The sequence below is a fragment of the Corynebacterium gottingense genome (genome assembly GCF_007559235.1).
GTDB lineage: Bacteria > Actinomycetota > Actinomycetes > Mycobacteriales > Mycobacteriaceae > Corynebacterium > Corynebacterium gottingense.
The window spans coordinates 105,457-128,675 of the sequence record NZ_VMHH01000005.1 but is presented as its reverse complement, the minus strand read 5'-3'; the positions used below and the strand labels follow the sequence as shown (position 1 = coordinate 128,675).

At 65.6% G+C, this 23,219-nt stretch carries 20 protein-coding genes; 14 read left to right on the top strand and 6 right to left on the bottom strand.

Going from position 1 to position 23,219, the window contains the following annotated elements:
• Positions 1 to 10: 10 nt before the first annotated feature.
• On the top strand, positions 11 to 940 hold the full coding sequence (locus tag FPH17_RS07495) for a FecCD family ABC transporter permease (RefSeq protein WP_167496794.1): 930 nt from the start codon (positions 11 to 13) through the stop codon (positions 938 to 940).
• Positions 937 to 1,707 (top strand): ABC transporter ATP-binding protein, encoded by a 771-nt coding sequence (locus FPH17_RS07490; protein ID WP_154879520.1) that lies wholly within the window; start codon positions 937 to 939, stop codon positions 1,705 to 1,707. The genes FPH17_RS07495 and FPH17_RS07490 overlap by 4 nt, the downstream gene beginning before the upstream one ends.
• Positions 1,708 to 1,727: 20 nt before the next feature.
• Here the strand turns inward: FPH17_RS07490 and FPH17_RS07485 are convergent, their stop codons facing one another.
• Positions 1,728 to 2,681: an iron-siderophore ABC transporter substrate-binding protein gene (locus FPH17_RS07485; RefSeq protein ID WP_238397118.1), complete on the bottom strand. Its 954-nt coding sequence runs from the start codon at positions 2,679 to 2,681 to the stop codon at positions 1,728 to 1,730.
• 497 nt (positions 2,682 to 3,178) lie between these two features.
• Here FPH17_RS07485 and FPH17_RS07475 point away from each other — a divergent pair, with 497 nt between their 5' ends.
• Positions 3,179 to 4,783, top strand: coding sequence for a cation:proton antiporter (locus FPH17_RS07475; RefSeq protein WP_154879518.1), 1,605 nt, complete (start codon positions 3,179 to 3,181; stop codon positions 4,781 to 4,783).
• Positions 4,784 to 4,786: 3 nt separating this feature from the next.
• Here the strand turns inward: FPH17_RS07475 and FPH17_RS07470 are convergent, their stop codons facing one another.
• From FPH17_RS07470 to FPH17_RS07460, 3 genes are all read right to left on the bottom strand, one after another.
• A complete protein-coding gene (locus tag FPH17_RS07470; protein ID WP_154879516.1) occupies positions 4,787 to 5,128 on the bottom strand; it encodes a hypothetical protein in 342 nt (113 codons plus the stop codon).
• Positions 5,129 to 5,192: 64 nt separating this feature from the next.
• Positions 5,193 to 6,410: an acetyl-CoA C-acetyltransferase gene (locus FPH17_RS07465; protein WP_154879514.1), complete on the bottom strand. Its 1,218-nt coding sequence runs from the start codon at positions 6,408 to 6,410 to the stop codon at positions 5,193 to 5,195.
• A gap of 16 nt (positions 6,411 to 6,426) precedes the next feature.
• A complete protein-coding gene (locus FPH17_RS07460) occupies positions 6,427 to 7,194 on the bottom strand; it encodes an IclR family transcriptional regulator domain-containing protein (protein WP_095536002.1) in 768 nt (255 codons plus the stop codon).
• A 151-nt stretch (positions 7,195 to 7,345) separates the two neighbouring features.
• Between FPH17_RS07460 and FPH17_RS07455 the strand changes: the two genes are divergently transcribed.
• Together FPH17_RS07455 and FPH17_RS07450 are read left to right on the top strand one after the other, a co-directional pair.
• Positions 7,346 to 8,089: a CoA transferase subunit A gene (locus FPH17_RS07455; protein WP_095278995.1), complete on the top strand. Its 744-nt coding sequence runs from the start codon at positions 7,346 to 7,348 to the stop codon at positions 8,087 to 8,089.
• On the top strand, positions 8,090 to 8,728 hold the full coding sequence (locus tag FPH17_RS07450; protein WP_095278996.1) for a 3-oxoacid CoA-transferase subunit B: 639 nt from the start codon (positions 8,090 to 8,092) through the stop codon (positions 8,726 to 8,728).
• Between the two features lie 289 nt (positions 8,729 to 9,017).
• Here FPH17_RS07450 and FPH17_RS07445 read toward each other — a convergent pair whose 3' ends face one another.
• Both FPH17_RS07445 and FPH17_RS07440 read right to left on the bottom strand, forming a co-directional pair.
• Positions 9,018 to 9,788, bottom strand: a complete 771-nt coding sequence (locus FPH17_RS07445) for an alpha/beta fold hydrolase (protein WP_154879512.1) — start codon at positions 9,786 to 9,788, stop codon at positions 9,018 to 9,020.
• A gap of 22 nt (positions 9,789 to 9,810) precedes the next feature.
• Positions 9,811 to 10,962, bottom strand: a complete 1,152-nt coding sequence (locus tag FPH17_RS07440; protein WP_238397117.1) for an ATP-binding protein — start codon at positions 10,960 to 10,962, stop codon at positions 9,811 to 9,813.
• Between the two features lie 234 nt (positions 10,963 to 11,196).
• On the opposite strand from FPH17_RS07440, the gene FPH17_RS07435 reads away from it, so the two are divergent.
• From FPH17_RS07435 to FPH17_RS07395, 9 genes are all read left to right on the top strand, one after another.
• Positions 11,197 to 13,143, top strand: coding sequence for a glycosyltransferase (locus tag FPH17_RS07435; protein WP_269150542.1), 1,947 nt, complete (start codon positions 11,197 to 11,199; stop codon positions 13,141 to 13,143).
• Positions 13,133 to 13,675 carry a phosphatase PAP2 family protein gene (locus FPH17_RS07430; RefSeq protein WP_095536006.1) on the top strand — a complete coding sequence of 181 codons (543 nt, stop codon included), beginning with the start codon at positions 13,133 to 13,135 and terminating at the stop codon, positions 13,673 to 13,675. Before FPH17_RS07435 ends, FPH17_RS07430 begins: the two co-directional genes overlap by 11 nt.
• A complete protein-coding gene (locus FPH17_RS07425) occupies positions 13,672 to 14,652 on the top strand; it encodes a decaprenyl-phosphate phosphoribosyltransferase (RefSeq protein ID WP_095546242.1) in 981 nt (326 codons plus the stop codon). The genes FPH17_RS07430 and FPH17_RS07425 overlap by 4 nt, the downstream gene beginning before the upstream one ends.
• A 13-nt stretch (positions 14,653 to 14,665) precedes the next feature.
• Positions 14,666 to 16,489 (top strand): arabinofuranosyltransferase AftB family protein, encoded by a 1,824-nt coding sequence (locus FPH17_RS07420; RefSeq protein ID WP_154879508.1) that lies wholly within the window; start codon positions 14,666 to 14,668, stop codon positions 16,487 to 16,489.
• 76 nt (positions 16,490 to 16,565) lie between these two features.
• Complete coding sequence (locus tag FPH17_RS07415; protein WP_095536009.1) at positions 16,566 to 17,576, top strand: alpha/beta hydrolase; 1,011 nt, start codon at positions 16,566 to 16,568, stop codon at positions 17,574 to 17,576.
• Positions 17,577 to 17,875: 299 nt separating this feature from the next.
• Positions 17,876 to 19,837: an alpha/beta hydrolase-fold protein gene (locus tag FPH17_RS07410; protein ID WP_154879506.1), complete on the top strand. Its 1,962-nt coding sequence runs from the start codon at positions 17,876 to 17,878 to the stop codon at positions 19,835 to 19,837.
• Entirely contained in the window at positions 19,834 to 20,325 is a 492-nt protein-coding gene (locus FPH17_RS07405) for a DUF732 domain-containing protein (protein WP_154879504.1), read from the top strand. The genes FPH17_RS07410 and FPH17_RS07405 overlap by 4 nt, the downstream gene beginning before the upstream one ends.
• 12 nt (positions 20,326 to 20,337) lie before the next feature.
• The gene (locus tag FPH17_RS07400) at positions 20,338 to 21,300 is read left to right on the top strand and encodes a cutinase family protein (RefSeq protein ID WP_154879502.1); all 963 of its coding nucleotides are present in this window, start codon (positions 20,338 to 20,340) and stop codon (positions 21,298 to 21,300) included.
• Positions 21,301 to 21,329: 29 nt separating this feature from the next.
• Positions 21,330 to 23,189: a FadD32-like long-chain-fatty-acid--AMP ligase gene (locus FPH17_RS07395; protein WP_154879500.1), complete on the top strand. Its 1,860-nt coding sequence runs from the start codon at positions 21,330 to 21,332 to the stop codon at positions 23,187 to 23,189.
• Positions 23,190 to 23,219: the final 30 nt, after the last annotated feature.

Here is a 23,219-nt window from a genome sequence, read left to right as displayed (position 1 = left end):
TGGGGGTGTCATGGTCGGAGACTTCGAGCTTACGGTCCGGGATATTGTTTCTGCGCTCATGGGCCAAACCACGGAATTGGCTCGTACGGTGATTATTGAGTGGCGTCTGCCGCGGGTAGTGACAGCTTTGGGAGTAGGAGCTGCGCTGGGTTTTGCGGGGGCGATCTTCCAGACCATCACGAGGAATCCATTGGCGAGCCCAGACATTCTGGGCGTCACCTCGGGTGCCTCCGCTTTCGCGTTGACTGCGTTACTTGCTGGTGGAAGCTCCGGAATGCTGCTGCATCTTCTGGGGGTCCCGCTCAGTGCATTCCTCGGTGGATTGGCAGTGTCTGCGGCAATCTGGTGGCTGAGCCGTGGCGCGGGTCTCGGGTCTTTCCAGCTTGTCTTCGCCGGGATCATCATCAATGCGCTGGTGATGGCATATACCTCGTTCCTGCTCGTTCGCGCCGACTATCGCGATGTGGGCAAAGCGCAGGCGTGGATCACCGGTTCGGTGGGGTCTTCGAACTGGCGCGATGCACTCGCCGTACTTATTGCGCTGGCAGTCGTCGTTCCGTTCTTGCGGTGGGCAGCCTTCAATCTTCAGGCACTCTCGTTAGGTGAGGATACGGCTGCTGGCCTCGGGGTAGAGCCACGGCATATGCAACTCATCCTCATGCTCATGGCTGTAGTGCTGGCATCGATGGCCGTCGCAGCCTCTGGTCCGATAGCATTCGTGGCGTTCGTAGCCCCACAGATCGGACGCAAGATCACGCAAACAGCGACGCCGCCTTTAGGCACCGCGATGCTCGCTGGCGCGGCGATCGTGTCCGGCGCTGACTTAGCGGTGCGCACCCTGGTGCCCGGGAACTTGCCGGTGGGGATAGCTACAACTGCGATTGGTGGTGCAGTGCTGCTCTACACGCTGCTGCGCGCAACACGAAAGGTGTCCGTATGATGCTTCAGGTTCGAAATCTCAAAGTGAGCTATGGCGCTTCCGTCATTGTTGACGGCATTGACCTCGACGTGCCTCAAGGTGGGGTCACCACGATCATCGGCCCGAACGGTTGCGGCAAGTCAACGCTGTTGCGAGCTACCGCTGGGCTTATTGCGCGCGATGGTGGCACGGTAACGGTCAACGGCGTGGACACGGCGAAACTGAAGCGCCGCGAGATTGCGCGACAGCTTGCAGTATTGCCACAGGCACCTGTCGCACCCGAGGGACTCACGGTCCGTGACTTGGTCAGCCGCGGACGCCACCCGCATCAGTCCTGGCTACGGCAGGCCTCTGCGGAGGATGCGCGTGCGGTCGATGCAGTGATGGAGCTGACCAATATTGCAGAGTTTGCAGAACGTCCACTCGAACGGCTTTCTGGCGGACAGCGCCAGCGCGCCTGGATCGCGATGGTCTTAGCGCAGGACACTCCGCTTGTATTTTTGGACGAGCCGACGACGTACCTCGATTTGTCTCACTCCGTCGAGGTCTTGTCGCTTGTACGTCGCCTCGCTGATCAGGAGGGGCGAACTGTGCTCATGGTGTTGCATGATTTGAACCTCGCCGCACGCTACTCAGATCAGCTGATCGTGATGCAGCGCGGCGAGGTTCGTGCGGTCGGTGCGCCTGCCGAGGTGGTCACGGAGACTTTGCTGAACAGCGTTTTTGATCTGCCGGCAGTCGTGGCGTCGGACCCAGTGAGCGGTGGCCCACTGGTCGTTCCCCGGTAGACGCTGCGTCCCCGCGAGGCTTAGAGTTGCTCTTCGATTTGCTCGACTGCGTACGGGATAGAGAGGGGGTTTGGCATGCTCATTGCGTTGGCTGTATCGGTGTCGAGCCAGTAGAGTCCGCCACGCTTGTTGACATCAAGGTCCATGAAAATCTCGTCGTTCTTTAGCGCATCGATTGCGCCGTAGTAGTCCAGCACGAAGAGGTAGTCCACGTCGTTGAAGTCGGCGTAGTTCTCAGGCGACCAGTCGAGGAAGAAGCTGGAGCCATCACCGTTGAACTTCTCCGGAATCTTGAAGCCCAGTTTTTCGATGAAGGAGCCGCGGCCGTCGCCCGAGGTGTACACGCCGAACTTCCCGTCGTAAGGCATGCCGATGACCGCTGTTTTCCCCTGCAGCTCTGGGTGTGCTTCGCGGAAGTCTTCGAATGCCTGCTCGGCGTCGTCGATAAGCTTTTGGCCTTCGTCTTCCTTGTCTACGGCCTTGGAGATCTCCTTGACCTGTGCATCCCAAGGGACCTGCCAATCCTGGTACTCGTCCGAGTGGAAGGTGGTTGGCGCGATCTGCTCGAGCAGTGCCTTCTTGTCGTCCTCGAGACCGCTGTTTACTGCAATGATTTGTGTCGGGTTGAGCGACGCCACCTTTTCCGCAGTGTCGGTGCTGAATTCGGTGGTGGTATCACGGATTGGGTTCGGGTTGACCGTGAGCTTGTCCTTGGCCCACGGTCCAAGTCCGGAGGGATCGCCCGAGCCCTCTTGCTCCCAGGTGGCGTAACCGACTGGTTGCTCGCCCAGGGCAAGGAGCGTATCGACGTCGCCAAGACCCAGTGCCACGATGCGCTCGTCTGACCCGTTGGCATCGGAAGCTTCGGGAGCGGCTGTTGGGCTGCTTGCTTCGCTCGAGCAGCTGGCAAGCATGAATGCCGCGGTGACAGTGGCGGCGATTGCCTTGAAGGGGCGAGAGGTAAAGAGTGCCAAGGTTGCACCTTCCGTAGGTAAATGAAGAATGTCCAGTTAGGCCTGCCTAACCTAAAGGATGCATTTTAAGGCATGCCTTACCTAATGGGCAATGTCTGTCTACGCGCTTGGAACGGGGGCGACAAACGACGGGGGCCTTCTTCAGGTGTGTGTTTGCAAGAACAGCCGAGATGCGGCCGAGGTCGTCGTTGACGCTCACCGTGATGACGGACTTCGTCGCAATTGACGAGACCGGTCGGTCGAGGGCAGCAGCCACGTCAGTACCGAACTCCGTCGAGCTGTTGTGCGCGAGCAGCGCGTACGGGCGTGGCGACTGTGGGTTTTGGTACCGCCACCGGTGCCGCCCCGACTGTAGCAGCCCGGCTGTATGAATTAGTGCTCTTCGGGTCTACTTCGAGGACGGCGAGGCACTGAACCAGGCGCGCGGGCATTAGCCTCTCTAGGGTCACAGTAGTTCCGCGAACACCTCCGGCGAGCGCCCACTACTATCAGGAACTGTGGAAGTCCTGATTGCCGTTATCGCCCTGCTGTTCGCAACCGTGCTCGTCGCCGCCGTAGGCGAGCGTACCGGCCTGCCCTGGCCGGCGCTGCTCACCATCGTCGTGGCGGCCGCCATCTTCATCCCCGGCGTGCCGGTGGTGACAATCCCGGCGGAAATCATCCTCCCTATCTTCCTGCCGCCGCTGCTCTGGTCGCTCGCGCGCCACACCAGCTGGGGCATGATCCGCTCGCAGCTCAACGTGGTGGTCACCATGTCGGTGATCCTCGTCTTCCTCACCACCGCGGCGCTCACCGCCACCGCCATGTGGCTCCTGCCCGGCATCAGTCTTGCGGCCGCGGTGGTGCTCGCTGCGGCGATCGCCCCGCCCGACCCGGTCGCGGTGGAGGCGGTGGCCGGACCCGCCGGCATCCCGAAGCGCATCACCGGCACCTTGCAGACGGAGGGGCTGTTTAACGACGCCGCGTCGATCGTCACCTTCAACCTCGCCGTCGCTGCGCTCGTGGCGGATAACCAGATCGACTTCGGCCACGGCCTGCTGAAGTTCCTCTACGCGGCGGCGGTCGCGGTCGTCATCGGGCTGATCGTCGGTAGGCTCGCGGCCCTGTTTGTGAACTCCGTGCCGGACTCCGTGATCCGCACCGCGTTTACCTGGGTGCTCCCGTTCTTCATCTACATCATCGCCGAGGAGGTCGAGGCCTCCGGCGTGATCGCCATCGTCATCGCGGCGGTGGAGATGTCCTCGCGCGCGCCCCTGACCGCGGAGGACCGTCTGTCCGGCTCCTCGTTCTGGTCCACCGTGGAGATGCTGTTCACCGGCGTCGCCTTCGGCCTGATCGGCATGAGCGTGCGCGATGCTATCGACGCCGCCGGCACCGTCCTCTGGCACGCCGTGGGCATCGGCGTGGCGCTCTCCGTCGTCGCGTTCCTGGTCCGCCTGCTGTGGATGTGGGTGCTGTGCGGGATCAACCAGAAACAGAAGCGCACCAATGTCGCCCCGCTGCGCATGCAGGAGGTCCTGCTTATGGCGTGGTCGGGCATGCGAGGCCTGGTCACGCTGGCCCTGGTGCTGTCAGTGCCGCTGGGGGTCACGCAGTACCACCACGAGTTTGACGTCATCGCCCTGACGGTTCTGATGTGCACGATGGTGCTGCCCGGCCTGTCGCTGCCGTGGCTGGTGAGCAAGCTGGACATGGAGTCCGGCCCGGACCCGGCCGGCGACCGCGCGAAGGCGGAGCTGAACAAGCGCGCCTACGCGGCGGCGCGACGGTCGGTGCAGAAGCACGGCCCGGAGCTCGCCCCGGAGTCCTTCGAGATCGTGCAGCAGTGGCTAGACAAACTCTCGCAGAGCCACGAGGAGGAGGACCCGGAGACGGCGGAGGACCGCAAGCAGAAGTTCCAGCAGGTCCGCCTGGCTGCTGCGGACATGCAGCAGATCGCGCTCGCCGCGGCGAGCCAGGAGCTGCAGCGCGCTCGCCGCGAGCGCAAGTACAACCCTGCGGACGTGGACGCGGTGCGCGCGGACCTGGACCGGCTCATCGTGGCGGGGCGTCGCAACGCGCTGATGAGCCCGCGCGACGTCTACCGCGAGGCGAAGAAGTAGCGCCTAGCGGTACTGGCCGCTGCCGCCCTGCCTATCGTCCGGCTTGCCGTCCTGCTGGCCGAATTCGCGCTGGTAGTGCGCGTCCCAGTCGTACTCGCCGGCCAGGCCCGCGCCGAGTCCCGAGCCGCCGGCCTCTTGCGCCGGGCCGGAGTTGTTCAGCTCGAGCGGGTCGGGCTGTCCGGCGGGCGGGTGCGGTGCGTCGTCGTGAGCCTGCATGGCCTTGATAATGAAGACGGCGCCGGCGACAGCGCCGATGATCGCGATGAAAGCGCCGGTCGATCCGGACAGGAACGCGACCGCGAGGCCGGCGACGACGATGAGCGCGATGCCGATCAGGAGATCCATGTGGGACTTCTTCATGCCACCGAGTATCCCGGGGGATCCCCGGTGTGGCAACTGGCGTCGGGCCCTACACCTTCTCAATCACCGCGGCGAGGCCCTGGCCGCCGCCGATGCACATAGTCACCAGGGCACGTGAGGCGTCGGTGCGCTGCAGCTCGTGCGCGGCGGTGACTAGCATGCGGGCGCCGGTGGCGCCCACCGGGTGGCCGAGCGAGATGCCGGAGCCGACCGGGTTGATGCGCGGGTCGTCCTCAGAAATGCCCCAGGCATCCAGGACGGCGAGGGCCTGCGCGGCGAAAGCCTCGTTGAGCTCGATGAGGTCGATGTCGTCGAAGGACATATCGAGGCGGTCGAAGAGCTTCTTCGTGGCGTCGACGGGGCCGATGCACATGGTCTCCGGCGGCACGCCGGCGACGGCCCAGCCGCGCAGGACGACGGACGGGGTGAGCCCCAGCTCCTCGGCCTTTTCGCGGGTGGTCACGATCATGGCAGCCGCGCCGTCGTTTTGGCCGGAGGCGTTGCCGGCGGTGACGGTGGCGCGCTCAAGCGTCTTGCCCATGACGGGGCGCAGCTTGGCCAGGGACTCCATGGAGGCGTTCGGGCGGATGTGCTCGTCCTTGTCCACGATGATCGGGTCGCCCTTGCGCTGCGGCACGGAGACGGGGACGATTTCCTCGTCGAAGTGGCCAGCCTCCTGCGCGGCGGCGGCGCGCTGGTGCGAGTTGACGGCCAGCTGGTCCTGGCGCTGGCGGGCGATGGAGTACTCCTCGCGGACGTTCTCGGCGGTCTCGATCATGCCGCCCGGGATCGGGTGGTGCTTGCCGCCGGCCTTCTCGCGGCCCTCCTGCAGGCGGTCGGTGAGCTCCATGGTGCCGCCCTTGGCGCCCCAGCGGATCTTGCCGTCCACCGTGTACTCGGTGTTGGACATGGATTCGGCGCCGCCGGCGATAATCAGGTCGGCCGCGCCGGAGGCGATGTGCGCTGCGGCGGTAGCCACCGCCTGCAGACCGGAGCCGCAACGGCGGTCCAGCTGCATGCCGGGCACGTTCACGCCCAGCTCGGCGTCGAGCGCGACCACGCGGCCCAGGGCGGGCGCCGCGCCGTTGGGGGAGGCCTGGCCGAGAATGATGTCGTCAACGAGCGAGCCGTCGATGCCGGACTCCTTGATCACGGCGGTGACCACGGCGGTGGCGAGGTCCTGGACGGGCACGCCGACGAAGGCTCCGCCGTAGCGGCCCACGGCGGTGCGCTTGGGGTGGCAGATGACAATTTCGGGCTGGTTCATGAGGGGTCCTTTCGGGTTAAGCGTTGGCGTGCGTGGCCACGAGGTCGCGGGTGATGGCGTCCGCGGTGTCCACGAGCTTGGGTAGGAGGGAGTCCACGAGCTCCTCGTAGGGGTGGGCGGCCACGTGGGTGGAGACGTTCACGGCGGCGACGGTGGCGCCGGTGGCGTCGCGCACCGGAGCGGCGATGGAGCGCAGTCCCGCCTCGAGTTCCTGGTCCACGACGCACCACCCGGCGTCGCGGATGTTGCGCAGGGCGGCGCGCAGCGTGTCCGGGTCCGTGATGGTGGATGGCGTGATGGCTTCGAGCGGGCCGGCGAGGAAGTGGTCCACGGTGGCGTCGTCAAGCCCGGCCATCATGACGCGGCCCATCGAGGTGGCGTGCGCCGGGAAGCGGGTGCCGATGGTGATGTTCACGCTCATGATGCGGTGGGCCGCGGAGCGCGCGACGTAGACCACGTCGGTGCCGTCGAGCACGGAGAGCGAGCAGGACTCGTTGAGCGTGCGCGACAGCGCCTCGAGGTGTGGCTGCGCGATGGTGGGCAGCCCCAGGCTGGACAGGTACGCGTAGCCCAGCTCGAGCATCTTCGGCGTGAGCCAGAACTCGGCACCGTCGGTGGCGGCGTAGCCCTCGGCGATAAGCGTGTGCAGGAACCGGCGCGTGGTTGCGCGCGCCAGCCCCGTCGCATCGGCCACCTGTGCGAGGCTGCGGCGGGGATGCTCGGCGTCGAAGGCGCGGATGACCGCAAGGCCGCGGATCAGCGACTGTACGGTTTGGACTTGCATCGTATCTCCTTTGCACAGGTCAAGGGCGCTTTTCGACGCCATGTTGTCGGCCACATTACGTACTCTAATGTGCGCCACGCCCCACGATAGCGCAAAACCGTTCGCTTTGTGAACCCTTGTGCAGAAGTCGAACGCCCGCTAGGGTGGAGCCATGCTGAACAAAGTTGTGACAAACATCGACGAGGCGGTTGCCGACATCGGTGACGGCGCCTCGATCGCCGTTGGCGGTTTTGGCCTCGTCGGCATCCCTGCCCGGCTCATTGACGCGCTGCGCAAGCAGGGCGCGAGCGAATTGACTATCATCTCGAACAACCTGGGTACCGACGGCTTCGGTCTGGGCCTCCTCCTGCAGGACGGCAAGATCGCCCGCTCCATCGGCTCCTACCTGGGCACCAATAAGGAGTACGCGCGCCAGTACCTCGAGGGCGAGCTCACCGTCGAGTTCACCCCGCAGGGCACGCTCGCTGAGCGCATGCGCGCCGGCGGTGCGGGCGTGCCCGCCTTTTACACCAAGGCCGGCGTGGGTACCCCGCTGGCCAACGGCGAGATCCCGGTGCGCTACAACCCGGACGGCACCATCGCCGAGTACTCCACGCCGAAGGAGATCCGCGAGTTCGGCGGCGAGCAGTACGTGTTGGAGGAGGCGCTGACCCCTGACTTCGCCTTCGTTCATGCGCACACCGCGGACCGCTACGGCAACCTCGTCTTCAATAAGACGGCCCGCAACTTTAACCCCGACGTTGCCGCCTGCGGCAAGGTCACCATCGTCCAGGCGGAGCACGTTGTGGACACGATTGAGCCGGCGGATGTGGACCTGCCCGGCATCTACGTCGACCGCGTGGTGGAGGTCGGCCCGCAGGAAACAGGCATCGAGTTTAGGACGGTGAGCAAGTAAATGAGCTGGAACCGCGAAGAAATGGCGGCGCGCGCGGCGAAGGAGCTGCGCGACGGCCAGTACGTCAACCTTGGGATCGGCATGCCCACGCTGATCCCGGGCTACCTGCCCGAGGGGCTCGAGGTGGTCCTGCACTCCGAGAACGGCATCCTGGGCGTGGGCGCGTACCCGCAGGACGGCGAGGTGGACCCGGAGCTGATCAACGCTGGTAAGGAGACCATTACGGTCGCGCCGGGCGGCTCCTTCTTCTCCTCCTCAGACTCCTTCGGCATGATCCGCTCCCGCGCGATTGATGTGGCGGTCCTTGGCGCGATGGAGGTCTCCCAGTATGGCGACCTGGCCAACTGGATGATCCCGGGCAAGATGGTCAAGGGGATGGGCGGCGCGATGGACCTGGTGCACGGCGCGAAGGAGATCATCCTGCTCATGGAACACACCACCAAGAAGGGTGCGTCCAAGGTGCTCGAGGAGTGCCGCCTCCCGCTCACCGGCGCGAAGTGCGTCGACCTCATCATTACCAACCTCGCCGTGTTCAAGGTTGACCCGAAGAACGGCCTGACTCTCGTCGAGGTCGCCCCGGGCGAGACCGTTGACTCCGTCCGCGAGGCCACCGAGGCGCCCTTTGAGGTCGCCGTGTAGTCGCGCTTTCGCACGCGTATCGACGCCCTGTCGTCCACATTTTCCGTGGACAGCGGGGCGTTTCTTGCATTTTTAGATAGTTGATCCCCGTCAATGCTTGACGTGAACCAACTAAACTGCTTAAAGTTAACGCGAAGTTAACCACAGGCAAACAGAAAGGAGAATTGCAATGAAGTTCTGGAAGCGTTTCCTGACCTACGAGACGAATACTGTTCTCCAGGCCATCGCGGCCGCCAGCCGCCACACCAACTAGTGGCAGCTGTGTTTCGGGGGATTGACCTACATTGGTCTACTCAGTAATAAAGGTGCGGATCGCGCGGGTGACTTCGTCGGGCACCTCGACGGTGGGCACGTGCCCGCCGCCGCTGAGCGTGACGGACTGCGACTCGCCGCCGACCAGTTCCGCGATCCCGTGGACGACCTCGGGAGGGGTGGAAGGGTCCACGGCCCCGGAGATGGTGAGGACCGGCACCGTAATGTTGCGCAGTTCCTCGGTGTAGTCCCAGCTGGCCAGCGCATCGGCGCCGACGGCGTATCCCTCACCGCGGGTGGAGGCGATCATGCGGGTGAGAGCGTAAGTAAGCGCCGGGCGTTCCTGGCGAAACTCGGGCGTGACCCACAGTTCGATGGCACTCTGCACCCGGGGCGCGATGCCCTCCGCGCGTGTTTCCTCGGCGCGTGGGGCCCACGTGTCGGGGCCACCGAAGTTGGCGGCGGTGCACATGAAGACTGCCTTGGTCACGCGGCCGCTGGTGGCGGCGAGGTACTGCGCGATCGCGCCGCCGAGCGAAAGGCCGACCACGTCGAACTCGTCCACGCCGAGAGCGTCGAGGGTGTCGAGGACGTTGTTGGCCAGATCATTGATCGTGGTCTCGCCGGGCATGGCCTGCGGGTTGGGGGAGAGCCCGTGGCCGGGGTGGTCGAGGGCGATGACGCGGAAGTCTTTGGCCAGTGAGTCAAGTTGCGGCAGCCACATGTCGGTGGTGGAGGCGATGGAGCCGAGAAACACCACCGGGTGCGCGTCGCGGGGGCCAAAATCAACGGAGTGCAGAATCGTCATGCGGACAGTCTAATGGTCTGCGTCACACGTCGTAGTTTTCTGATGGAAAGGATAGCTGCTCCATTGCGTCGGACGCTGGATGCGCGCGGAGGTACTCCCGGATGTAGGGCAGCTCGTAATCCACGAAACCGCGGCCGGCTGGGCGGATCATCTCGGCTTCAATGAGGCGCCTCCTATACGTGCCCGCGTATTGAGTATCAACGCCCATCCGCTCGGCGATGTCGGCCATCCGCGACGGCCCATCGTCTTTCGACATGGCGGTGAGGAATGTGCGGTCCACATCTGAAAGATCAGCAAGCGACGGTTCATGAACCAGCTCGCCGAGTTTGCGTCGCGCTGTCTCAATACCAGCACGTACCGCGGATTCGTCAATAATTCCGTCACTCGTGTTGCGGAAGGCATGCTGCCCGACGAGTTGGATCATAAACGGATAACCCCCGGTCGCCTCGGTGCCGAGTTCGAGCGCCTCCGGGGTCCATTCGATTCCCACCTCGAGGGCAGGGGCTTCGAGCGCATTGGCGACGCTGTCCAGCGGCACGAGCCCCATCTCGATCCGGTTCGCACGGCGTAGGAAAGTGACAGGGTTGGGCCCCTCGTTCGAGGCAAGCAGGCGTTTCACCGCGCCGGGGATGCCCGCCATCGCGACGGCAATTTCGCGGTCTTCGCGGATCATGTGCTGCATGGTCGTGCCGAACTCGATGATGTCGCGCACGTGCGTATAGTGCAGCTCATCCAGAGTAATGAGGATGCCAGTTGGTGGTTTACCCATTTTCTGGTCAATCGTCTCAAGTAGGGAGAAGCACTCCTCAAGCACTGAGCGAAGTGACTGAGGCGGAGCTTGGTCGGAAGTTGAGTCGAAGCTCAGTCCTCCCCAGCCAAAAGGCAACTGAATCCCGCTCAGGCGTGTGCTGTCAGGGGTTACCTCTCGAATTTTCCGGATAAGAGTATCGCGGATGCGTTCATTGAAATGTTCGGTCGTGGTTTCTGAAATGACGAGCCAAGATTGTTGTCGTGCTGCTTCTTCGAACTCGTTGAGCAGCACGGTTTTTCCGATGCCACGTGGGCCGGTGACGATGGAAATCCGCTCGTGAGTACCGGGGCCGTCGTAAAGCGCCTCGGCGAAGTCCTGGACGTAGGAGTCGCGACCCGCCACGACGGGAGGGGTCTTGCCCATGGTGGCGTGGTAGGGGTTGCGGGGGCGTCGCGGCAGCTGTGGCATGAGGCACCTCGTTTTTACTCGTTACTATTCCGGCGCTGCGCAACCGCTCTGTCATCCCAACCCGAAAACCCCGCTGCCGCGCGAGCCGCACGAAGCAAACGGGCCGCGAGCCATTACGCTGGGGAGGAACTGTCTGAAATACGTCCAGTACACAAACCCAGTACACAAATACAGTGGAAGTGAGACCTCTTGGATACGCAGATTGCCGTAGAGACGCTGGCGCGCGTGCTCATGCCGCGCAAGGGCGAACCGCACGACGTGCGCTCGCTGTACCTCGTTGAGGCGGAGCAGAATAAGCAGCGCGTGCGCTGGTCGGACCGCACGACCCTGACTGTCCCGGAAGGGCAGGAGGTCAGCTTCGAGACCTACTTCAACGCGTTCCCGGCTTCCTACTGGCGTCGCTGGTCGCAGTTGGACCGCGTGGTCCTGAGCCTGGATATTCAGGGCGCGGCCACCATCTCCGTCTACCGCTCGAAGCACGACGGTGTGCGCATCAGCGTGACCAACGTTGAGGTCGCCGACCAGCACGTGGAGATCCCGCTCCCGCTGAAAAACTTCGAGGACGGCGGCTGGCTCTGGTTCGACATCACCGCGGAGTCCGACGCCACCGTCACCAACGCCGCGTGGTGCGCCGACCAGGCGCCGCAGGAGCAGGTGCTTCACGACGCCACCACGATCCCTCCCCAGCCCAAGCAGGTAGCCGTGGGCATCCCCACGTTCAACCGCCCCCGCGACGCGGTCAACGCGCTGCACGCGCTGGCCGAGGACCCGGTGGTGGAGGCGTGCATCAGCCACGTGCTCATGCCGGACCAGGGCAACCAGCACCCGGCGGACGAGCCGGACTTTGCGGAGGCGCAGGCCGCGCTCGGCAACAAGCTGCGCATCTTCCCGCAGGGCAACCTGGGCGGGTCCGGCGGCTACAGCCGCATCATGTACGAGGGCCTGAACAATACGGACGCGCCGTTCATCCTCTACATGGACGACGACATCGCGATCGAGCCCGACTCCATCGTGCGTGCCGTGCAGGCCGCCCGCTACGCGCGCACCCCGATCCTGGTCGGCGGGCAGATGCTCAACCTGCAGGACCGTGCGCAGCTGCGCACCACCGGCGAGGCCGTGGACCGCTCCACCTTCATGTGGGGCGCTGCCGAGCACGCCGTCTACGACCACGACTTTTCCAAGTACCCGCTCGGCTACGTGGGCACCCAGGAAGAGGAGCTGCACCCGCGCAAGACCACCTCGCGCGCGCTGCACCGCCGTATTGACGTGGACTACAACGGCTGGTGGATGAACTTGTTCCCGCGCGCCGTCGCCGAGCAGCTCGGCCTGCCCTTGCCGCTGTTTATTAAGTGGGACGACACCGAGTACGCCCTGCGCGCCAAGGAGGCCGGCTACCCCACGGTGACCTGGCCGGGCGTGGCCATTTGGCACATGGCGTGGGCGGACAAGGACGACGCGATCGACTGGCAGGCTTACTTCCACCTGCGCAACCGCCTCATCGTCGCCGCGATGTACGGCCCGGAGAAGGCCGACGGCATCCTGCGCAACATGCTCAAGTCCACCTACAAGCACATCATGTGTATGGAGTACTCCACCATGGCGATCCAGGTGGAGGCCATGCAGGACTTCCTCAAGGGACCGGACCAGCTGTTCAGCATCCTCGAGTCCTCGCTGCCAAGGATCCAGGAAATCCGCAAGCAGTACCCGGACGCCCAGGTCGTCGGCTCCGCCGCGGACCTGCCCGCGCCCACCGGCGCGCCGGGCGTGCCCACCCGCAACATCGGCGGCCGCCTGGCAAAGGTGAAGAAGATTCCGTGGGCGTTGAAGGCGCTGCGCCACCAGTTCACCACCGAGGACCGCGCGCACTGGGACGCGCCGCAGCTCAACCTCACGGCCGAGGAGGCCCGTTGGTACACGCTGGCCCGCGTCGATTCCGCTACGGTATCCACCGCCGGCGGTACGGGCGTGGCCTTCCGCAAGCGCGACAAGGCCACGAGCGACGCTCTGCTCAAGCAGACCAAGGAACTCCAGGCGCAGATCAAGGAGCGGTGGTCGGACCTGCAGTCCGAGTACCGCGCCGCGATGCCACGCCTGACCAGCCACGAGGAGTGGGGGAAGATTTTCGATGCCCAGTAAACCCAGTAAGCCCAGTAACAAGCACTCGCTCGACGCCCGTGAGGCCGAGCTGCTCATCGCCCTGCAAGACCGCGCGTTTACCCCGGCCACCACGAAGGTGGCGCGCACGCTGAGCCATTTCGGCGAGCACGACTTGGGCTGGATGGGTGTGGCTGCGGTGGGCGCGGCGTCGACAAGCGCGAACCGCCGGAAGTGGCTGGCCTTGGGTGCGGGCACCTTCGTTGCGCACGCGGCGAGTGTGGTGCTCAAGCGCATCGTGCGGCGGCCGCGCCCCCACGACCCGCGCGTGCAGATCGGCGTGAAGACGCCGTCGCAGCTGTCGTTTCCTTCCTCGCACGCGACGAACACGGCGGCGGCCGCGGTGCACCTCGCGGACATTACGGGCTCGAAACTGCCGTGGCTTCTCGTGCCGGTAATGATGTGTTCGCGTAACGTGCTCGGGGTGCATTACCCTACGGACACCCTGGCGGGCGCTGCGCTGGGCGCGGCGGTGGCCAAGGTTGCAGTTGAGGTGGAAAGGACAACCCGATGACGGAAAAGGAATACGACGAGCCCCTGCTCAAACCGGAGCCGCACACCACGGGTGTGGACATCAGCACCAAGCGCAAGCCGCCGAAGAACTTGCCCGACGCGATGATCAAGGGCCTGCGCCCCAAGCAGTGGGTCAAGAACGTGCTCGTGCTTTCCGCCCCGCTCGCCGCCGGTGAGTTTACGGGCCGCACGCTTATCGACGTCGCACTCGCATTCATCGTCTTCTGCCTCGGCGCGTCCTCTATCTACCTGGTCAACGACGCCCTGGACGTCGAATCGGACCGCGAGCACCCCACGAAGCGCTTCCGCCCAATCGCCTCCGGCATGCTGCCGATCAAGCTGGCCTTCGGCATGGCTGCCATCCTCATCGCCCTGGCCCTGGGCCTTTCCTTCTTGGCCACGGACGGCCCTGCGCTCGCGCTGGTCATCGGCATCTACATCGCCCTGCAGCTGGGCTACTGCTTCGGGTGGAAGCACATCCCGGTGATCGACATCGCGCTGGTGTCCTCCGGATTCATGCTGCGCACCATGGCCGGCGGCGTGGCCGCAAGCATCGCCCTGTCTCAGTGGTTCCTGCTGGTGGCCGCGTTCGGCTCCCTGTTCATGGCGTCGGGCAAGCGCTACGCGGAGATGCTGCTGGCGCAGAAGACGGGCGCGAAGATCCGCAAGGCGCTGGAGGGGTACACGGCTACGTACCTGCGCTTCGTGTGGACGCTGTCCGCAACGGCGGTCGTGATGAGCTACGCGCTGTGGGGCTTCCAGCTGTCCAACGACACCGATGGCCCGGCCGCGATCTGGTACCAGATCTCCATGGTCCCGTTCGTCATCGCGATCCTGCGCTACGCGGCAGAGGTGGACGGCGGCAAGGGCGGCGCGCCGGACGAGATCGCGCTGGAGGACCGCGTCCTGCAGTTGCTCGCCCTGGCGTGGATCCTCTGCATCGTCATGGCGGTTTACGTCATTCCGGTGGTGGCTTAGTAGTATCGCTGGAATGAACAAACAGGCCCGCATTTCGCTGCTCGCTGCAGCGGCAATCGCGGGCATCTTTGCGTTCTGGGGAGGATTCACCCGCCGCTGGATGTCCGACGATGGACTCATCGTGCTGCGCACCGTGCGCAACCTGCTCGCGGGCAACGGCCCCGTGTTTAACATCGGCGAGCGCGTGGAGGCCAACACCTCAGTGCTGTGGCAGTACCTCATCACGGCGTTCGGCTGGCTCACGGGCGCCCGGCTCGAGGACGTGGCGATGTGGCTCGCGCTCGCCTGCACCGTCATCGGCGCCGTCGTGGCCACCGTGGGCTCGGGCCGGTTCTGGGACCAGGCTGCCGCCACCCGCGGCGTTGTCCTGCCGTTTGGCATCCTCATCTACCTGGCGCTCCCGCCTGCGCGCGACTTTGCCACCTCCGGTTTGGAGTGGGGCCTGTGCATCATGTGGCTCGCCGTGTGGTGGGCGCTGCTGGTCCAGTGGGCCGCCCCGATCGGGCGCCGCGCCATCCCGGTGTCCGGGTATTGGCTGGCGTTCTGGTGCGGCCTGTCGTGGCTGGTCCGCCCGGAGCTTGCGCTCTACGGCGGGGTGACCGGCATCGTGCTGCTGGCGTACAGTCCCCGCAAGTGGGCGGGCATCCTCGCAGCCGCGCTGCCGGTGCCCGCCGCGTACCAGCTATTCCGCATGGGCTTCTACGGCCTGCTCACCCCGCACACGGCGGTGGCCAAGTCCGCCTCGGACGCGGAGTGGGCCCGGGGCGGGACCTACTTCTGGGACTTTGTTGGCTACTACTGGCTCTGGCTGCCGCTGCTGGTCGTCGCGGGGTGTGCGGTGTGGTTGCTGCGGGGTGCGAGGGGGCGTCGATTGGCAATTGTCCTGCTCACCGCGGGCTGCGCCCTCGTGCACGTGCTGTACGTGCTGCGCGTGGGCGGCGACTTCATGCACGGGCGCATGCTGCTGCTGCCGCTGTTTGCCCTGCTCTTGCCGATGATGACGGTGCCGCTGACGCGCGTGACCATCGCGCTGACGCTTGCCGCGACGGTGTTCGCCGGCGTGACGATCGTGCGCGCGCACCCCATCGACTGGTTCGCGTACGAGCGCGGCGAGAAGGAGCTGAACATTGTCGACGAGCGCGAGTTCTGGTCCTACGCAATCGGCCAGAGCCCGGCCGACCCGCCACGGCACGCGGAGGACTTCCTCGGCTCCAAACTGATGGAATCGTGGACCGAGGCGGTGGAGAACGGGCAGGAGCACGACGCCGGGCAGCTCAACATCGCGCGGCTGAGCACCCACCCGGACAAGTACTCCTGGTACTGGCGCCCCCGCATGGACGAGGACGAGGCCAAGGGGAGCGACCTGCTGGACCTGCCGACCACGGCATACCTCACCAACCTGGGCATGACGAGCATGAACGCGCCACTGGAGATGCGCGTGCTGGACTCGGTGGGCCTGGCCACGCCGCTGGCCGCGCGCATGCCCCGCGACCCGGAGGGGCGAGTCGGGCACGACAAGTACCTGCCCATGGAGTGGCAGGTGGCGGACTCCGCGACGAAGATCGACTCGATGCCCAAGGACGTGGACCGCGAGCAGGCGCGTGCGGTGCGCGCGGCGCTGCGCGAGGAGCCTATCGCTGACCTGCTGGCCAGCTCGCGCGAGCCGATGAGCTGGCACCGTTTCTGGGAAAATGTGCAGTATTCTCTGGGTGACGGTCGCTCGCTCCAGCTTGAGCAAGATCCAACGGTCTACCTCTCGGACGAGACGATGCGGGAGATCAAAAAGGGCAAGGATCCTGGGGTTTCGGGGACGCAGATCGCCTGGCCGGTGAATTGAATGGCTCTTACGGTCTCAACTTGGTAACGTTGCTGTAACCAAAAGCTGAAAAACATTCACCGAAGTTGGGAGAGTAATGTCCGCGACGAAATCGAAGCGTGGTCTGCTTGCGCTGCTCATGGCGCTGCTGACCGCCCTGGGCGCAGTGGTGAGCGCCCCGCAAGCCTCGGCAGCAAACCGCGACTGGCTGCGCCCCGACTCCACGGGTACGTGCGAGTGGGACCGCGTCGGCTTCTGGGTACAGCGCTGCACCGTCTGGTCGCCCGCGATGGGCCGCCACATTACTGTGCAGATCCAGCCGGCGCAGCGCGGCGGCAACGCGGGCCTGTACATGCTCGACGGCCTGCGCGCCACGGAGATCACCAACGCCTGGGTCAACGACGTCAACGCGGCGCAGATGTTCAAAGACAACAACATCACGCTCGTCATGCCGGTCGGTGGCCAGTCCTCCTTCTATACGGACTGGAACGCGCCCGCGACGTACGACTTCAACCACCCGGTGACCTACAAGTGGGACACCTTCCTGTCCCAGGAGCTGCCGAGCTACCTGCGGGACAACTTCGGCGTTTCGCCCACGAACAACTCCATCCTCGGCCTATCCATGGGCGGCACCGCCGCGATCAACCTTGCCGCGCTGCACCCGAACCAGTTCCGCCAGGTCCTCTCGTACTCCGGCTACCTCACCACCACCATCCCCGGTGGCCAGACGGCGCTACGCGTCGCGCTTCTCGACGGCGGCCTGTACAACCTCAACGCCATGTGGGGCTCCATCTTCAATCCCCGCCGCTACGAGAACGACCCGTTCCTGAACATGGGGAACCTGCGCGGCAAGGACGTCTACGTGTCCTCCGGTAGCGCGGTCCCAGGTCCGGCCGATGACAAGTATCTGCCGGAGCACCGCGCGTCAGGAATCGCGCTGGAGTCCATCGCCAACTTCACCACCCACCTGTGGAGCGCGAAGGCGACCGTGACGGGCGTACAGCACACCGCCGTGTTCACGCCGACTGGCTTGCACAACTGGGATCAGTTCGGCTCCCAGCTCGTGGCCACTCAGCCGCGCATTCTCAACGTGATGAACGCCTGGTAAAACCCCGGCTGCCGCTGGCCCCGTTCCCCGCATTCGCGGGGGCGGGGCTTTCGTGCGCTCTGGCACTGTGCGGGCACCGTGCGGGCGCTGTCGGCGCCCCGCTCGCGGCGCAGTCACACGGAAAACATTTGCCCCAAAAGTTCCCGGCGTGTCACCGTGTAAAGTCTCAAGTCAAACTTAACCTTTGGGTTACACAAGCGCTCGTGCACTGGCTACGCCGGGGGAGGGGAACCCCCGGACCGGCCTGCAGGGGCGCGACGCCCCCATGACCAGATGAATTGATGAGGCAGGACACCTTCATGCGCGAACACCGTTCCCCCAACACGAGGCTGCGTGCCCGTATCGCTCGGGTAGCAGCAGTGCCCACCGCGGCGCTCATGGTCGCAGCGGCGCTTCCCGGCGTCGCCCCGCAGGCACAGGCACAGCTGAGCAGTGGCAGCAGCACGTTCGGCGATTCCCGCGGTCTCTCGGACGCGATCCGTCCGAAGGATCCGCCGGCGCGGACCCCGATCGAGGTCGACGAGCACCCGCAGATCCCGGGCCTGCCGGACGGCGTGAGCGTGGACCGCATCGAGTGGCTGACCAACCGCCGCGTCGCCGTGTTTATCAAGTCCGCGGCGATGCCTGACCAACTCATGCAGGTGCAGATCCTCCTGGCGCGCGACTGGCACCAGAACCCGGACGCGAAGTTCCCGGAAGTCTGGGCGCTCGACGGCCTGCGCGCGCGTGATGACGAGAACGGCTGGACCATTGAGACCAACATCGAGCAGTTCTACGCCGACAAGAACGTCAACGTGATCCTGCCGGTGGGCGGCGAGTCCTCCTTCTACTCCGACTGGCAGCGCCCAAACAACGGCAAGAACTACAAGTGGGAGACCTTCTTTACCAAGGAGCTCATCCCGGTCCTGCACAACCGCTTCCGCTCCAACGACAAGCGCGCGCTGACCGGCATCTCCATGGGCGGCACCGCGGCAATCAACCTGGCGGAGCGCAACCCGCACCTGTTCGACTTCGTCGGTTCCTTCTCCGGCTACCTGGACACCACGACCACCGGCATGCCGTCGGCGATCAAGGCGGCGCAGCTGGACGCGGGCGGCTACGACGCGGAGGCCATGTGGGGCCCGCTCGGCTCGCAGGACTGGATCGACCACGACCCCAAGCTGGGCATTGAGAACCTGGAGGGTAAGACGGTCTACGTCTCCTCCGGCTCGGGCCGCGACGACTTTGGCAGCCCGGACTCCGTGGCCAAGGGCGCGGCCAACCCGGCGGGCGTGGGCCTCGAGGTGCTCTCGCGTCTGTCCACCCAGACCTTCGTGGACTACGCCAGCCGCACCAACGTTAAGCCGATTGTGAAGTTCCGCCCGTCCGGCGTGCACTCCTGGGAGTACTGGCAGTTCGAGATGACGCAGGCGTGGCCCTACATCGCCAACTCGCTCGGCGTGGCCGAGGCAGACCGCAGCGCGGACTGCACCCCGGTTGGCGCGATCGCCGAGGTCACCGCGGACGGCTCGATCGGCTCCTGCGTGAACAACGAGTACGACGCGGGCAAGGACAAGCAGGGCAAGGCCCAGGACTTCCGCGGCGGCACCGCCTTCTGGGCGCCCAACACCGGCGCGCACGCCCTGTACGGCGCCATCCTGGCCAAGTACAGCGGCCTGGGCGGCGCGCAGGGCTGGCTCGGCTTCCCCACCACGGGCGAGCAGGCTACCCCGGACGGCGTCGGCCGCTTCGTGCACTTTGAAAACGGCTCCATCTACTGGACCCCAGAGACCGGCGCGTACGCCATCCCGGGCGACATGTTCCAGGCTTGGGGCGAGAACGGTTTTGAGACGGGCGACCTGAAGTACCCGGTCAAGGAGGCCAACAAGGTTGGCGAGGGCTACGTCCAGCAGTTCCAGGGCGGCTTCCTCACTCGCAACCCGGACGGCACCCACCACATCGTCCACGGCGCGATCGGCGCGAAGTACGGCGAGATGGGCACCGCCACCTCGGACCTGGGCTTCCCCACGGGCAACGAGATTGCCATCAAGGGCGGCTTCTTCCAGCCGTTTGAGAAGGGCAACATTTACTGGTCCGCTGAGTCCGGCGCGCACGTCATCTACTACGGCGACATCTTCGACGAGTGGGGCAAGCGCGGCTACGAGCAGGGCGAGCTGGGCTGGCCCACCTCGGACATGCAGGACATCAGCGCCGGCGGTCTCACCATCAGCTTCCAGCACGGCACCCTGGAGCAGGTCAATGGCACGGTGGTGAAGCGATGAGGCGTCTCGGAGCCCTGTGCTTAGCGACGCTCACCCTTTCTCTCGCCGCCTGCTCCGGTTCCACCACTGTTGATGGCGAGGACGCGAAGGCGTCGGCAAGCGCTGAGCAGTCCTCCTCCGCCCCGGCAGAGTCCTCGACCGCCGCCCCCGGTACCACCCGCTCTGAGGCGACGAGCTCCAAGGCCCCAGCGGCCCAGTCCGGCTCGCGGCCGGAGGACCAACCGGCGCAGGAGGTGACCTCGGTGCCGCAGCAGGTCTCGGGCTTTACCGCGCAGGAGGAGACCTACCTGGAGCAGCTCCGCGAGAACGGACTGAACGTGGAGGGAGTTGAGGACCAACTCACAGCCACGGGGCGTACCGTGTGCTCGGACGATACCGTCACGCGCGACGCGGTCGCCGGCCAGCTCGTGGCGCAGCGGCGCACCGACATGGACCCCGCTGCCCTGGGCACGCTGATTGCGGACACCGCGCGCGCGAACCTCTGCTAAGAAAGGCACTTCATGCGCAAAGGGCGCAACGTTTTTGTGGTTGCAGCCGTCCTGGTGGTCCTCGCAGTCATCGGGCTGGGGGTCTACCAGTGGCAGGCGTCGGACCAATCCGGTGATTCGGCGCTGTCCCCGGTGCCCGGCCAGGGCGAGACCGGGGGCGGGTCGCAGGACCCGGAGCAACCGGCCGAGCCGGACTGGTGCCCGGCCGTCGAGTTCGTCTCCGTGCCCGGCACCTGGGAGTCTTCGGCGGATGATGACCCGTTCAATCCGCAGGCCAATCCGCAGAGCTTCATGCTCTCCATCACGCAGCCGCTCCAGCAGGAGTACGACATCAACCACGTCCGCGTGTTCACCGTGCCGTACACCGCGCAGTTCCGGAACATCCAGACTGAGCATGGCCGGCGCGAGATGACGTATGACGACTCCCGCGCCGAGGGCAAGGCGAAGCTCAACGGCGAGCTGAAGCACGTGGCGACGACATGTCCGAGCACCAAGTTCATCATCGCCGGGTTCAGCCAGGGCGCGGTGATCGTGGGCGACATTGCCAACGAGATTGGTACCGGGATGAACGCTGTGCCGCCGGAGCGCCTGCTTGGCGCGGTGATGATTGCGGACGGGCGCCGCGAGAACGGCGTGGGTGTGAACCCGGGCGCGCCGGTGACCGGCGTGGGCGCGGAGATCGCGCTGCAGCCGCTGCAGCTGGTGGCCGACGGCGTGACGCCGGGCGCGACTATGACGGGCGCTCGCCCCGGCGGGTTTGGCGAGGTTGCGGACCGCGCCTTTGAGATCTGCGCACCCGCGGACACCGTGTGCGATGCGCCTGCGCGTGTGGGCAACGCGCTGGAGCGTGCGCAGGAGTTAGTAATGGCAAGCGGAAACCACGCGATGTATGCGACAAACCCGGATGTGATTCCGGGAACGACCACACCACAGTGGACGCTGGATTGGGCGCGCACTACTATAGATGCTTTGTAGGTACTAACTAATTTTTGGAGGGCCCAGACATGGATCTCGACGCAATCATCGCACGCTTCCTCGACGAGGCCGGAAACATCACGATCCCGCCGGGATTTACCATCCCCGCCATGACGGAGATGCTCTACGCCGCGGCCGAGCAAGCCGGGCAGGCAGACGCCGTGAGCATCAGGTTCTGGGACTACTCCGATAGCGCCGAGGGCAACTCCGTTGTGTACACGCGCCGTGAAGTCAACACCCGCATCAAAGCGATCGCCGTGCGCCTGGCCCAGGTGGGCAAGCCCGGCGACCGCGTCGCCATCCTGGCGGCCAACTCGCCCGAGTACATCCTCGGCTTTATGGGCGCGATGTACGCGGGCCAGGTGCCCGTCCCGCTCTATGACCCGAACGAGCCCGGCCACGAGGGCCACCTGCGCGCCGTGCTGTATGACTCCGGCGCGAAGACGGTCCTGACCAACAAGAAGGGCGCCGCCGCAGTGCGCGCCTACTTTGCCGACCTGCCGTCGGCGCAGCGCCCGCGCATCATCGCCGTCGACGCGCTGCCGGACACCCTGGCCCAGGGCTGGGGCGAGCTGCGCGCGGCGGCAGAGGCGGCGGGTGCCGCCGGCACGGACACCGCGAACCAGACCGCGTTCCTGCAGTACACCTCCGGCTCCACCCGCACCCCGGCGGGCGTGAAGCTGACCAACGAGTCCATTGTGTCCAACGTCATCCAGATCTACAGCGGCGTGGGCGTGCAGCAGCCGATGCGCCTGGTGTCCTGGTTGCCGCTGCACCACGACATGGGCATCGTGGTCACCACGCTGCTGATCATCCTGGGCAACGAGATGGAGATCTTCACGCCGCAGGACTTCGTGCAGCAGCCGAAGCGCTGGATGGAGCGCCTCTCCCGCCGCGAGTCGGACCCGGAGGACATGCACATCTACACCGTCGCGCCGAACTTCGCGCTGGACATGGCCGCCCGCTACGCTGCGCCCAACGGGCCCGAGGCAGCCGAGGACTACGACTTCTCCCAGCTCGAGTGCATCATCATCGGCTCCGAGCCGGTGACCAAGCCGGGCGTCGACGCGTTCTTCACCGCGTTTGGCAAGTCGGGCCTGCGCCGCGAGGTCCTGCGCCCCTCCTACGGCCTGGCCGAGGCGACCCTCCTGGTATCCACCCCGCAGGCCGGCAAGACGCCGGAGCTGCCGCGCTTTACCTCCTTCGACCGCGAGCAGCTCGCGGCCGGCACCGCCGCCGAGGTGGCGGAAGGCGAGGGCGTCCAGTTCGCGTCCAACGGCCAGCCGGTGAGCTGGATGCGCTTTGCCATCGTGGACCCGGCAACCAAGGACGAGGTCCCGGAAAATTCGGTGGGCGAGATCTGGGTCAACGGACCGAACGTGGCCGGCGGCTACCTGGAGCGCAAGGAGGAGACCGCCGACACCTTCGCCAACACCATCGGCACCACCCTCCAGGAGGGCCTGCCAAAGGACGGCTGGCTCAACACCGGCGACCTCGGCGTGCTCGTGGACGGTGAGCTCTACATCACCGGCCGCGTGAAGGACCTGGTCGTCGTGGCGGGGCGCAACCACTACCCGCAGGACATCGAGGCCACCGTGATGGAGGCGTCCGAGCATGTGCGCAAGGACTCCGTCGCCGCCTTCTCCGTCCCGGGCGATGACGTGGAGCGCTTGGTCATCCTTGTCGAGCGCGGCGACACCGCCGACGCGTCCGGCGACGCCGCCGCGGAGGAAGCGATCCGCGCGGCCGTATCTTCGCACCACGGCGTGTCCCCGGACGTAGTGGAGTTCCGCGCGCCGAACGAGATCGCGCGGTCATCGTCGGGCAAGATTGCGCGCCGGGTGAACGCAAAGCAATTCCAGGAGCGTGCTAACGCGAACCCGCAGTAGGACGATAACCTTAGGTGTTATGAACTCACG